Source organism: Sphingobacterium spiritivorum (genome assembly GCF_016725325.1).
Taxonomy (GTDB): domain Bacteria; phylum Bacteroidota; class Bacteroidia; order Sphingobacteriales; family Sphingobacteriaceae; genus Sphingobacterium.
In genome coordinates this window covers 3,667,018-3,680,241 of sequence record NZ_CP068083.1, presented here as the reverse complement: position 1 = coordinate 3,680,241, position 13,224 = coordinate 3,667,018, and the positions used below count along the sequence as shown (strand labels likewise).

10 protein-coding genes are annotated in these 13,224 nt (G+C 40.2%); 2 read left to right on the top strand and 8 right to left on the bottom strand.

Features of this window, described 5'->3' with window-relative positions:
* Positions 1-8 precede the first annotated feature (8 nt).
* The 7 genes from I6J02_RS15410 to I6J02_RS15380 form a co-directional block, all read right to left on the bottom strand.
* Positions 9-713, bottom strand: a complete 705-nt coding sequence (locus tag I6J02_RS15410; protein WP_003001940.1) for a response regulator transcription factor — start codon at positions 711-713, stop codon at positions 9-11.
* Positions 714-875: 162 nt separating this feature from the next.
* Positions 876-2,381 carry a SusD/RagB family nutrient-binding outer membrane lipoprotein gene (locus I6J02_RS15405; protein WP_201678728.1) on the bottom strand — a complete coding sequence of 502 codons (1,506 nt, stop codon included), beginning with the start codon at positions 2,379-2,381 and terminating at the stop codon, positions 876-878.
* An 11-nt stretch (positions 2,382-2,392) separates the two neighbouring features.
* Positions 2,393-5,749, bottom strand: coding sequence for a SusC/RagA family TonB-linked outer membrane protein (locus I6J02_RS15400; protein WP_201678727.1), 3,357 nt, complete (start codon positions 5,747-5,749; stop codon positions 2,393-2,395).
* Between the two features lie 57 nt (positions 5,750-5,806).
* Complete coding sequence (locus I6J02_RS15395) at positions 5,807-6,871, bottom strand: FecR family protein (RefSeq protein ID WP_201678726.1); 1,065 nt, start codon at positions 6,869-6,871, stop codon at positions 5,807-5,809.
* Between the two features lie 54 nt (positions 6,872-6,925).
* Positions 6,926-7,453 (bottom strand): sigma-70 family RNA polymerase sigma factor, encoded by a 528-nt coding sequence (locus I6J02_RS15390; RefSeq protein WP_201678725.1) that lies wholly within the window; start codon positions 7,451-7,453, stop codon positions 6,926-6,928.
* A 262-nt stretch (positions 7,454-7,715) separates the two neighbouring features.
* On the bottom strand, positions 7,716-9,452 hold the full coding sequence (locus tag I6J02_RS15385) for an ABC transporter ATP-binding protein (protein WP_201678724.1): 1,737 nt from the start codon (positions 9,450-9,452) through the stop codon (positions 7,716-7,718).
* A gap of 78 nt (positions 9,453-9,530) precedes the next feature.
* Complete coding sequence (locus I6J02_RS15380; protein WP_201678723.1) at positions 9,531-11,285, bottom strand: ABC transporter ATP-binding protein; 1,755 nt, start codon at positions 11,283-11,285, stop codon at positions 9,531-9,533.
* 175 nt (positions 11,286-11,460) lie between these two features.
* Between I6J02_RS15380 and I6J02_RS15375 the strand changes: the two genes are divergently transcribed.
* The gene (locus I6J02_RS15375) at positions 11,461-12,441 is read left to right on the top strand and encodes a helix-turn-helix transcriptional regulator (protein WP_201678722.1); all 981 of its coding nucleotides are present in this window, start codon (positions 11,461-11,463) and stop codon (positions 12,439-12,441) included.
* 86 nt (positions 12,442-12,527) lie between these two features.
* Positions 12,528-12,923 carry a VOC family protein gene (locus I6J02_RS15370; RefSeq protein ID WP_201678721.1) on the top strand — a complete coding sequence of 132 codons (396 nt, stop codon included), beginning with the start codon at positions 12,528-12,530 and terminating at the stop codon, positions 12,921-12,923.
* Positions 12,924-13,007: 84 nt separating this feature from the next.
* Here the strand turns inward: I6J02_RS15370 and I6J02_RS15365 are convergent, their stop codons facing one another.
* Positions 13,008-13,223, bottom strand: a complete 216-nt coding sequence (locus I6J02_RS15365; protein WP_201678720.1) for a heavy-metal-associated domain-containing protein — start codon at positions 13,221-13,223, stop codon at positions 13,008-13,010.
* Between the last annotated feature and the right edge of the window lies 1 nt (position 13,224).

Sequence of the window (13,224 nt, the reverse complement as noted above, 5' to 3'; positions counted from 1 at the left end):
AAATTTATTTATTCATCTCCTTTGAGGACATATCCCATACCGATTACCGTATGGATCAGTTTCATGGGGCTGTGTTTTTCTATTTTACGGCGCAGGTAGTTGACATATACATCAACAACATTTGAGCCTATATCAAAATTAATTCCCCATACTTCATCCAGCAATTCGCTTCGCATAAAGACTTTTTTTGGTGATCGCATAAAAAGCTGTAAAAGACGATATTCAGTAGAAGTTAGATTGAGTTCCTCGTCATTACAGTAAGCTACTTTTTGATAATCATCAAGTTTTAATACACTATAACGATATACTTCATTTTTCATCTGGCTTTGCACAGATTTTGAAATCTCGGACTTACGGCGCAGCAGCGTTCTTATTCTTGCCTTTAACTCGATAAGTTTAAAAGGTTTTGACATATAATCATCTGCACCATTATCCAATCCAAGCACTACATTTTCGGGACTTCCAAGAGCAGTCAGCATCAGCACGGGAAGATCCGTATATCCCGAATCACGGATAGCTTTACACACATCGAGCCCGTTCATCTGAGGTAATAAAATATCCAGAATAACCAGATCAACAGCCTTTGTGCGCACTATTTCTAATGCCTTAAGACCATCCATCGCATGAATGACTTTATATCCGTCCTCTTCTAATCCCTGAATAACCAGTTCAGCGACATTTTGTTCATCCTCTACTAACAGTATTTCGTTCATTTCTTAGCTTCTTCTCTATTATTATATCTTCAACAGATACCCCAAGCTATAAAAATAATTATTTAACACTGATTTACCAATTATCCCTAACTTTTCTTTATTCTGTAAAATAAAACATAAAAAAGGGGCTTTTAACAAAGCCCCTCAATCTACTATTTTATCCTATTTCTTATCCCACCATACTTTGGACAGGAATGAATCTCCGTTAGACATCCGCTCCACTGCAGCTTTATAATTTGCTTCATTAAGCTGAGCCTCTTCTGAAGAATATATCGCTCTACGCGGAATCTTACCATTTGTAGAGCCTTGCATAGGTCCTGGAGTCAATACAGGATAACCTGTTCTTCTCCATTCTGCAAAAGCTTCAAAATTACGACCAAACAAGTGTATCCATTTTTGGGTCTGGATTTTTTCTAACCGCTGATCTGTAGATAAACCGTTAAAAGATAAAACCTGATCGATATAAGTTTGCGGAACAGTAACCATATTGTAGGGGGACACAGCAAAAGCCGCCTTCACAGCATCCTGAAATGTTTTTTCTGCATCTACCTGATCCCAACCTAATAAAGCTGCTTCTGCTCTGAAAAAAGCAACTTCAGAATAAGTAAGAGCATAACTCGGAATCGGCGCAAAAGAGATGCTAAACCAGGTTTTTGTAGAAGCGGTAGAATAATTAGCACGAATTATCTGTGCTAACTGGTTATCTGTAAGAGCAACCCCTATTCCTTCATACTTATCTGTCCCGGTACCGGCAGAGCTGGCTGTAGGGGCTGCTATCAAAGGTAATCGGGGATCATTGTAATTTTTAAGTGTGGTAACCAGGGTATTAGCCAGATAACGAATATCCGAACTACCGGTAATAAACTGACGCAACATTGGATTGTAGTTTTCGGCCTGTGCATTATTAAAAGTCGGAACCGCAGCATTATCCGCATTTGAAGTCAACAACCCATAGGGAGATGCAATAGCTTCCGTAACCGTCTTCTGTGCCAGTTGGGCATTGGCATACCGTATACGCATACCCAGTTTCAGTTTAAGAGAGTTCCCAAACTTTGCCCATTTCGCCACATTACCTCCGTAGAAAAAATCAGCCGTTCCGTAAGAATTATCTGCGGCATTTAATCTGGCAAGAGCTGCATCCAGTTGCTGAATAAGCGCCGGATAGATATCCTCCTGTTTGTCAAATGCCGGAGTTCGCTGTATCGCTCCAGCATCCTGAGTCACTGCAGAAAAAGGTATATCTCCGAATAAATCTGTCATACGTTGCCAGATATAGGTTTCATAGATTCGCGCTATCGCCAGTTTACTACGTCCTTCCGGCAAATCTTCTTTACCTTTTAATTCCTGACGGATCTGCATCAGATTTTTCAGCAAATCATAGTGCTGTGACCAGATTGCATTCTCAGGAGCTTCAATATATCTTGATGTAGGTACAATCGGACCTCCGGCCCAATGCTGTACCCATGATCCAAACTTATTATTTGGCAATTCACCGGACTCATAAAAACTGCCATCCCGAAGGGAACGCGACAACAGAAGAGCCGGATCTATTGTTGTGACAGAGGTCGGCGGTTTATTGATCTGTTCAAAATCTTTTGTACAGCTGTTTAATAGGACAGAACCGATAAATAGTCCCAAACTTATTTTATATATGTTACTACGTTTCATTTTTCCGAATATTAAAAGTTTACTGATAAATTGATTCCAATATTACGCATCATCGGTAAAGATGTAGACTCTATACCGATCGAAGAGTTATTGGTATTGAATGAAGCTGATTCAGGAGAAAATCCATCTGTTTTACGCTGAAAATAGAATAGATTGCGTCCATATACTCCGACTTTAGCGCCTTGTATATATTTCGGCGGCAGTATACCTTTTGGCAGACTGTAGGACAAACTGATTTCGCGCATAGCAATATAACTTCCGTCATTAAGCATTTCTTCGGATACCATAACTTCCTTTTCTCCGGCCACTACATTCCAGTAATCCTGAGCACGTACCTGCATCGTATTCTGTACACCTGAGTTTTTCCAGGTATTATCCGGCTGTAAAGTACCAAGATATCCCGATGCTACATAGGTACCATCACGGCCTTCGACTGTCTTATTAGATACACCGTAGATAATTTGCTCCCGGTTAGATTGAGAGAAGATCAGGCCTCCCTGACGAATATCCACCAGTGCATATAAGGCTATACCTTTGTATCGGAATGTATTGGAGAATCCGCCCAGCCATTTGGGTTGCGCATTACCCAGATCAGTAGTAACACGCCCTGCTGTACGAAGTGGCAGACCTGTATTAGGATCAATCAGTCTGTTTCCGTTTTCATCTTTGATCCAGGCAAACTGAGTACCTATAAGCTGTCCGAAAGGTTTACCTACTTCAGCTACAACATTGATCCCCCTGTCCGATCCCAGCAGAAAAATATCTACGCCGGGAGCCAGTGATTTAACCATATTGCGGTTGCGGTTGAAGTTGAAAGATGTTTCCCACTGAAACCCTCCTGCTGTTTTTACCGGAGTACCACCCAATACAAATTCTATCCCTTTATTTGAGATTTCTCCGGCATTGATACGATTTACCTTAAACATACTTGAAGGCGCAATCGGAATATCTAAGATCTGATTCTTCGTATTGGCATTGTAATAGGTAAATGAAAAATTCATACGGTTATTCAGAAACCGCATGTCAGCACCAAATTCGACAGAAGTGGTCAGTTCATTTTTCAGGTCAGGATCAGGAATTACTTCTGTAAAAGTAGCCAGCGGAATACCGCCGTGTGTATACTGATTCAGACTATAAGCTCCTGTAAGCTGATAAGGGTTACCTGAACTACCGGCTTGTGCCCATGAAGCTCTGACTTTCAGAAATGAAAGTGCTTTTGTATTGAATTTCCATATATCCGACAGAATCAAACTACCACTGACGGAAGGATAGAAAAAGGAATTGTTATTCTTCGACAAAGTAGAAGACCAATCGTTACGTGCTGAAAAATCCAGAAAAGCATAATCTTTATAGCTGATCTGTCCCGATCCGTAAACTGAATTAATCTCTGACTCAATAAGATTGAAGATATATGAATTTGTAGTGGTATTATTGATCACGTACAGATCCGGAACAATAAACTGATTACCTGTGTTTCCGGTATTTCTCATAAACCGGCTGAGATGACTGGCTCCGGCATTCAGTGAGATCTTGATATCTTCCGTCGCACTAAAACTGGAACTTAATAATGCATCCAGGTTATTTTCTCTGGACCGGATAATTTCCTCCCGGATATCGCCTTTACGATTCAAACTCTGATATGTTCCGATCGGACGGTAACGGAAACGCTGATCCGTATACAAATCCGTACCTCCGGTAGCTGTCAGTCGTAACCAGGGTGCAAACTCATACGACAGTCTTAACAAACCTATCAAACGATCACGTCTGTCTGTATTTCTGTTTTCATGTATCGTCCAGTATGGATTGGCTGTAGAACTATTCGTTGCATAGGTTTTCTCCAGTCCCTCAAATAAGTTGGAAAATCCAAGCTGATTATCAATATCATGTTTCGTCCATTTATAATCGGCCAGTACATCCATTCCCATACTTCTTGGCTGAGAAATCAGCAGATAAGCCGGATTGTCCGATGCATCAGATAATGTAGGCCGGTTAACGCCTTCCTGCATAATATAATTCGCTTTCACATCTATACTGAATTTATCCGTGATATTGGCTTGTGTGCGTAGGTTCAGACTATTTCTGTTTATAGTATTAGTCGGCACATATCCTTTGATATTTGTATTGGCATATGAGAAACGGTAGTTGATCTTTTCATTACCACCGTCTACACTCAGATCGTTTACAAATTGCTTTTCTGTGTCAAAAAAGTCGTCATAGGTATTCGGTTTTGGAGTAAAACTTAAAACATTTCCAAACTGGTCCTCATACTGCTGTCCCTCCATTTTCGCTCCCCATGAAGACCTCATCAGTCTGTCCCGGCCAGCACTCATTTTGGGCATACCCGTGTAATTGTTGGCAATAGCATCGGCCATTGTCACAATCGTACCATCGGTCTTTCTGAAATGCGTAAAATTACCATTTAAACCCTGCCCGTACACATTCTGAAAATCCGGGAGTACAAGAGCCGTACCTATAGAAAAATCACTGTTGAAATTGATATTTAAGCCTCTGCCTGCTTTTCCTGTTTTAGTTGTGATAAGAATAACACCATTTGAACCCCGCTGTCCATATAATGCAGCCGCATTAGGACCTTTCAGAACCGATATTGTTTCGATATCCTCCGGATTAATGTTACTGATACCATCGCCGTAATCTGTACCTCCGGAACTCCCTGCGGCACCGTAATTCTGATTATCAATCGGTACACCATCCACGACATACAAAGGCTGACTATTGCCGATCAATGAATTATTACCACGGATAATTACTTTGGATGAACCACCTGCTCCTGATGCTGCACGGCTCACCTGTACACCTGCGACTTTACCCGACAACGCATTAGCCACATTAGCCTCTTTCCCCTGTGTCAGTTCATTTCCTTTTAATTCGGCCACAGTATATCCCAAAGCTTTTTTCTCCCGTTTGATACCCAAAGCTGTTACCACGACCTCCTCCAGCACATCATTCCTTGATTCCAGTGTAACACTGATTGCAAGTTTGTCATTACTTTTGATGGCATAGCCTGTAAGCTCTTTTCTACTGTAACCCAATGAACTGATTACAAAAGTGTACCCTTCACCTGCAGGAATTCCTTCAAATACAAATACCCCTTCAGCATCTGTTGTACTGCTTCTACGAAAAGCCGTCAACTTGTTTTCTATCGTAATAGTAGCACCGGATATTTTCATACCCTGCTCATCACGCACCAGACCGGATACGGATGCATTCGTCTGTGCTTCCGCCATCGATACTCCGATCAGCATAGACATGGCCAAAGCACAAGACAGCTTTGGATTTAAGGATGGCCGCTTTATCCATAAGTGAAAGGTAAGCCCCATCCCAGGCATAAAAAGTCTGTTTTTTTTCATAATCTGAATCAATAAAGTTGTTACTGTAAATGTTATCGCTTATACATGAATGTTCTCTTATTCGGATTTATTTATTTCTTGTTTCAACTGTGCTCCCTTCCCATTATCATCTATCTTCAGACTCAGATGATGTAAAACAGCAATATCATTCAGAATGATCCGGTAATTGTCCGAATTCCGGTCATACTTTCCTGAAAAATGGAGTTTTTCTATACCTGCTATTGTCCAGCGTGTATCGGTACCATAGGCTCTGTCTATTTCCCTGAATACTTCCGTCAGCTTCTTATTCTTAAAGGCAAGTTGCTCTGGTTTTGCTTCCATACGAGTCCCATTTTTATCCTGCACGGGAGCTTTCGTAGGTGCTTCAGCCAACAGAGAAAGCGTAGACAGCCGAATATTTACTTCTTCTCCAGGTTTGAGTATCTGACTTATATATTGACCATTTTTATTTTCCTCATAATCTTCCACACGAATAGAGCCTTCTATCAATCGTATAGCCACCTGCTTACCTTGCCGTGGAGCATCTACGATAAACTGTGTTCCGAGTGCTGTAGTAACAAGCCGATCCGAATACACCATAAATGGCTTTGTTTTATCTTTATGAACAGAAAATTTTGCTTTTCCGATCAGCCATACCTCCCGTTTGTTTTTCCATTTAAAATTTTCGGCATAGCGCAGCTCTGCATTCGGATAAAGTAATACCGAACTGCTGTCACTCATCACTATATTCATGGGTTCATTACTCGCATTTATACGATACAGGGTAGGAACTTCTCTCTGAATTCCGGTTATAAGAGGAGACTGATCATGCCGGGTAGCACGTTCTCCCAGTGCACAAATAAGAAGCAATACGGCAGCAGCAGCCACCCTGTACAAAAATGACAAATACAGACGTGGTTGCGTCTCTTCCTCCTGTAACTGCTGAACAATCAGTTGAAAGAGATCTTCCTGCCGTGACTCATCATACGATTTATCTTCTGACCATTCTTCCCACTCTTCTTCCGGAAAAAACGCTGAGGCTTCATCACTATGCTCTGCCAGATACGTTTGTACAAAAGCATGCTCTTCAGGCGTACACTGGCCTTTTAAAAATTTATTGATTAGTTCTTTACTGATGTTCATCTGATAGGTATACGATGCCAGTACGCATACCCCCTAGTCTACAGATAAAAAAAATTAAAAAAAGAATAGCAGAAAGAATAAAGTCTTTTTGAGCACCTTCAATGCAGAAGCAATATGATTCTCTACGGTACGAACAGAGATTTGCAGACGTTCTGCGATTTGAGCATAACTCTGATGTTCAAAACGACTCAACCGGAATACAGTCTGACGTATAGGAGGCATACGATCTACTTCCTGTCTTAATCGTTCCATATTCTCGCGGTCTTCGACTTCCGTCTGATAGTGATAATCCGGAGATCCTTCCCACAAACTATCATTACGGCTGTACCGGGCAGATTGCCGCATATAATCAATCATTACCGAACGGGTAATACAGAATAATTGAGCTTCCCACTTGATATGTTTCAGATCGTATTGGCTGTTCTTCCATATTTTGATAAATACAAGTTGAACAACCTCTTCTGCTACAAAAGTTGAGCCCGTTTTTTTGAGCACATAGGCATACACACGGGTATTCCATGCTTTGTAAAGCGATTCAAAAGTGGTAAAATCAGAGGTCTGATCAGTAAAATCAGCCGACATAACTAAATATTAACGTGTGAACTGTGGCTAAAAATAGGTTTATCATTTTACCGCAATGTAAAGCGTATATTAACATTGCACTTTGCAAACATTCGAATACAGCTATGCGGCTGATATAAAGATAGAAATGATTTTTTAATTTTCCGATATTATCCCCGACTACCAAATAGTAAAAGCCAGATCATATGCTGATCTGGCCTTATATATTAAAATTCACAAAATACAGAAAATGGCTTATCACAGTCCATCTTCATAATATTTATCAGACAGGGACACTGTTCTTTACTTTCCAGCCTCCTGATTGTTGCTGAATATTCCATAGCTTCTCATATTTTCCTTTCTTACAGATAAGCTCTTCATGTGTTCCTCTTTCCAGTATAGTCGCATTCTCGAGTACAAGTATCTGTTGCGCTTTCTGAATAGTGGCCAGCTTGTGCGCAATGACAATAACGGTCCTGGATTTGACAAGTTCCTGAATAGCCTGCTGAATATAGATTTCATTTTCAGGATCCAGACTTGCCGTAGCTTCGTCCAGCAGTACGATAGGTGCATCTTTCAGCAAAGCTCTTGCAATACTGATACGTTGTTTTTGTCCACCGGACAGCATACAGCCTTTCTCTCCGACACGCGTATACATACCATTTGGAAGTTCCCATGCAAAATCCAGCACCATTGCTTTTTCAGCAGCCTCAATAATCTCTTCTGAACTGGCATGCGGCTTTCCTATCTTTATATTATTATAAATCGTATCATCAAACAGATAAACCTCCTGAAACACCTCACTGATCAGTGAATAAAATCTATCCTGATTAATATGTCGGATATCTACACCTCCTATTTTTATTGATCCGCTATTGACATCCCAGAACCGTGCGATCAATGAGGCTACAGTCGTCTTACCGGACCCCGAATGACCGACCAATGCAAGCATAGACTGCTCCGGAACATCAAATGTGAGATCACGTACGGTCATACGATCCTGATAACCGAAACTTACCTGATCAAATTCGATATCAAAACTCGTCGGAAACTCATCCCTGTCCGTTTCCATAGTAGGTTCTTCCAATACATTGATAATACGGCCGAGACTCTCATTCATATACCGCAAAGTGAGGTAATCCACCATTAATACCTTCAAAGGATTATACAGATTATAGCCCATAATCAGAAAAGTGATTAACACAGGAATACTAATGCTGCCCTGCGAAAGATAATACAATCCCAAACCTAACATAACGACAAATCCCACCTCAAAAAATACGGAAGCGGTAACAAGGAAAGGTCCGGGAACAGCTTCCAGCCGTATGCTTCTTTTTCTAAGTTCATCAAAAGCATTTTCAAGATTCTTATTCTTATCTCCTACCAAACCATAAGATTTGAGATGAAGAATTCCCTGTACATATTCCAGAAATTTAGCCCCGACACTATTCCGTGCCGCAATCTGTTTTTTTCCTAAGGAAGAAACAAGACGATTGGAAATCAGTAATACAGGGTAAATCAGGGGCAATACAGCAAGCAGGCAAAGTGCCAGACGCCAGTCGTAGGCAAACAGAAAGACAGATAAAACTGTTGTTCCGAAAACTGCGGATGCCAGATTGCCGACACTGTGTCCGAAAATTCCTTCAAAATTAGCAACATCCTGTAAAACAATACCGGCTATTTCTCCCGGGTCTTTCTGTTTAAAAAATCCCAAAGAAAACTTCTGAAGACGATTACCAAGCCTGATACGCAATTGATTGGCAAGTCCGTATACCAGCAGATTAGAACCTACCATCGTCTTCGAAGCAATAAAAAACTGGGTGATCAGCATTACACTCATCAGGGTGACAGCACCTATTACTCTGGTCATATCCGGTTGCTCAGAGAACAGCTCCCAGATAACGATCAGCAAAACACCCGAAGGTGCAGCTACAAAAATGCTGTGCACAATCTCCCAAAAAATCATTTTGCGCGTTCCTACAGGATTCAGAGCAGTCACATATCTCAAATGTTGTATCATATTATTTATACTTATATTCTATGTATTATGGAATTAAAAGACCTGACAAGCATGTCCTGAAATAGAACATGCTATCGATTACATTACAAATTCTCTGGCCCGGGTATGTGCACTCCACATACGCTGATAAAGCTCACTTTCCTGCAGCAATACTTCATGAGTACCCTCTGCTGTCAGGTTGCCTTTATCAAATACCAGTATCGAATCCACATCCGTAATTGTACTGAGCCGGTGTGCGATTATCAAAACCGTTTTATCTTTAATCAGTTCACTGAAAGCCTGTTGTATCTTATACTCACTTTCGGGATCTGCAAAAGCTGTTGCCTCATCCAGAATCAGAACCGGTGCATTTTTAAGAATAGCCCGTGCCAGTTGTATCCGTTGCTGTTCACCTCCGCTAAGGTGTACCCCATCCTGCCCGAATAAGGTATCATAACCTTCAGGAAGGGACAATATTTCTTCATGAATCTGGGCTGCCTTTGCAGCCTGCATAACTTCTTCACGAGTCTTATCCATCCCCATACGAATATTTTCATACATAGACTGCTGAAACATAAAACTATCCTGAAAAACAAAAGAGACTAACTCCATTAACTGTGTTGTAGGATATTCCTTGATATTTATTCCTCCGATACGGATACTGCCACTATGGATATCCCAAAACCGGGCTATAAGCTGTCCTACTGTACTCTTACCTGCACCTGAGGGTCCAACGAGAGCTACAACAGCATTTTCAGGAATTTTAAAACTGATATCTTTTAATACCGGAATCTTATTATCATATGCAAAGGAAACATGCTCAAATTCCAGTTCAAATGTTTGCGGGCTTTGTTTAACATCATTTTCAGGAAGTCCGTCTTCGTCCAGCAATTCATCCAGCTGCTCTACCCCACGGTTAATAACAGACAATTGCATTCCCATATTATTCAAGACAAACAATGGCTTGATATATCCGGTACCCAGTATCAAAAAAAGCAAAAGAGTCGCTAAAGTAACCCCATGATTGAAATAGAGATACAGTCCTGCAATCAGGACGGGCAACATCGCATTACTCACAAAACTTATAAAAACAGCAAAAGCCGGTGTACTGCTTTTAATCCATTCACCAACAAAAACATTAAAGCGACGAACCGTATTCCCGTATTTCTCAAAAGTCTCTGCAGATGTTCCGAATATCTTCATCACCGGAATAGCACCTACATACTCAACTATACCCGCATTCATATCTTCCAACGATTGATGATAATTGCGGATAAGTTCTTTGTTCTGACCGCCATATGCTCGGGGAATCCATATTGCCAGTATAATTAGCGGAATAAAGCTAACGAGAGCCAATCTCCAGTCCTGCGTAAACAAGAAGAAAATAGTAACAACCGGTAAGGTTACCCCTTTTACAAAATCAGGGATCTGATGTGCTATAAATGTCTCTATACGTTCCACATCATCAGCCAGTATTTTACGTAAAGCACCCGAACTTCGGTTAAAAAGATAACCAATCGGAAGTTTTCCAATCTTAGCAATTATGAATTTTCTTAATTCAAAAAGAATATTAAAGGCCGCAAGATGAGAGATGATAACGGAAATATATAGAACGGCCATACTCAGCACAGCTGTAAGAATAGCATAACGTATATACTGACCAGAAGACCCAAAATCTACTGTATCTTTTGTAAGTTCCCGCACAATATAAAAAACAAGCACATAGGGCACCAGACTCAATAGTGCATGTAAAATGGCCAACAGACCCGAAATAATCAATAGCTTCTTTTCTTTGCCCGCTATCTCCAGCAACCGGACAATTCCCTTTTTTTTCGCTTTTGCAGCTGTATCCATGTTTGATTTAATTTTTATATAACTAATCTGCTTTAGTTTATTTAGATAGATTCTAAATAATTTCATACCTTTGCAAAGGTATTATATCAGGCTATCCTGTTCATTACGCATCAGGGAGTAAAAATGCCGTATGACGGATTAATTTGCCGATTAGTACATTTTTTATACAAACAATATGGTCCTAAACCTCTATGCAGATGACATTCCGGATCTTGTACTACACAAGGACTATCCCAATGCACATCACGCCTCAGACCCACATATGAAAGAAGAGTGTCTGTATATTGATAATCTTTTTGGAAAAGGTTTTTATAAAGAAGTGTATTTTGATGGTATTCATATCGGATACGGAGATATTGCGTTCGCAAAAAAAACCAGAATCCATTTTGAAAGTGATTTTGAAACAGTCGAGATGCACTTTACATTAAGTGGTGACAGTATCACTTCTTCAGAAGATATTCAGCATCATCTTAATTTCAGCAGCAATCAGCATAATATTATTTACGCCAATAATATATCCGGTCAGATTCAATGGGAACAACAGAATTTAAAGGTATTTGAAGTCAACCTTCATCCTTCCTTTTTCAAACGTTACTTACCTGAAGAAGGCTCCCTGTTCAATTACTTTCATAATGCCATTGCAACCGGGCGTTCTACATTTCTCCATAAACATAATAACCTCATCAATCTGGAGATGTTACAGATCATTCAGGAAATCATCAACTGTGACCGCAAAGGAATTTTTAAGCGAATGTTTCTCGAGGCAAAAGTCATCGAACTCCTGCTTTTACAGCTGGAACAGATGAATTCAGGCAATTCTTCACATTCCTCACTCAAAAAGTCAGATATTGAAAAAATATATGCTGTTAGAGAATTTATTCTGCAACACATGGATCAGACCTACAGTCTCACAGACCTGGCAAGGATAGTAGGTACAAATGATTTTTTATTAAAAAAAGGATTTAAGGAATTATTCGGCACGACAGTTTTTGGCTTTTGGAATGATACCAAGATGGAAGAGGCACGTAAAATGATCCGGGATCAGCATATGAACATCGGTGAAGTTGCTGACGCTGTCGGCTACAAAAACCCTCAACACTTTACAGTTGCATTCAAACGAAGATTCGGAATTGCCCCAAGCCAGTTAAAGAGATAATCTCTTTCTGCAGTTTCACACAATGTTCCGGTAGTTTTAGATTTTATTATCTAATTTTAAAGTTCATTTATTTTGAGTAATTCCATATGGTAAAATTAGGTTATACAATACTTTACGTATCTGACGTTACAAAATCAATTCAGTTTTATGAAAAAGCTTTTGGACTGGAGCGAAAATTCATTACTCCTCAGCATGATTATGCAGAACTGATTACAGGAGAAACGACTCTTTCTTTCGCTTCCAGAGAATTAGCGGACTCCAATCTTCCTGAAGGGTTTATCGAAGCAAATCTGCAAGCGAAACCTTTTGGTATAGAAGTAGGGTTTGTTACGGACGAAATTGAAGAAGTACTTGAGAAGGCAATCACTGCCGGTGCTACTGTGGTCTCTCCCCTTACATCCAAACCATGGGGACAACAGGTGGTGTATCTGAGAGATCCTGATGGTTTCCTGATTGAACTTTGTACAGCCGTTCCACATTAAACAGACAAAAGCCTTATAACAAAAGTATGGAGAATGTTTTTTTTTAAACACCTCCATACGATTCAACAAACCACCGGAATTTTTTTAGGAGACGGACTCAATTTTATAACCCGACTTTTCTACTGCGTTTTTTATTTCACTTTCAGTCATACCATTTGTTTCTACTGTAAGTATCTTGTCTGCTGTAGAAGTATCCACCTCCCACTGCTTTATACCTTCCTCTGCATCTAAAAATGGAGTTACCTTAGCAACACAGCTGCTACATTTAATATTGGTTTTGAATTTTAATGTATCGTTCATG

Excerpts from the sequence above, each read along its gene's own strand:
- I6J02_RS15405 (WP_201678728.1), bottom strand. The coding sequence starts at position 2,381 with ATGAAACGTAGTAACATATATAAAATAAGTTTGGGACTATTTATCGGT.
- I6J02_RS15390 (WP_201678725.1), bottom strand. The coding sequence starts at position 7,453 with ATGTCGGCTGATTTTACTGATCAGACCTCTGATTTTACCACTTTTGAA.
- I6J02_RS15380 (WP_201678723.1), bottom strand. The coding sequence starts at position 11,285 with ATGGATACAGCTGCAAAAGCGAAAAAAAAGGGAATTGTCCGGTTGCTG.
- I6J02_RS15395 (WP_201678726.1), bottom strand. The coding sequence starts at position 6,871 with ATGAACATCAGTAAAGAACTAATCAATAAATTTTTAAAAGGCCAGTGT.
- I6J02_RS15400 (WP_201678727.1), bottom strand. The coding sequence starts at position 5,749 with ATGAAAAAAAACAGACTTTTTATGCCTGGGATGGGGCTTACCTTTCAC.
- I6J02_RS15370 (WP_201678721.1), top strand. The coding sequence starts at position 12,528 with ATGGTAAAATTAGGTTATACAATACTTTACGTATCTGACGTTACAAAA.
- I6J02_RS15385 (WP_201678724.1), bottom strand. The coding sequence starts at position 9,452 with ATGATACAACATTTGAGATATGTGACTGCTCTGAATCCTGTAGGAACG.
- I6J02_RS15365 (WP_201678720.1), bottom strand. The coding sequence starts at position 13,223 with ATGAACGATACATTAAAATTCAAAACCAATATTAAATGTAGCAGCTGT.
- I6J02_RS15375 (WP_201678722.1), top strand. The coding sequence starts at position 11,461 with ATGGTCCTAAACCTCTATGCAGATGACATTCCGGATCTTGTACTACAC.
- I6J02_RS15410 (WP_003001940.1), bottom strand. The coding sequence starts at position 713 with ATGAACGAAATACTGTTAGTAGAGGATGAACAAAATGTCGCTGAACTG.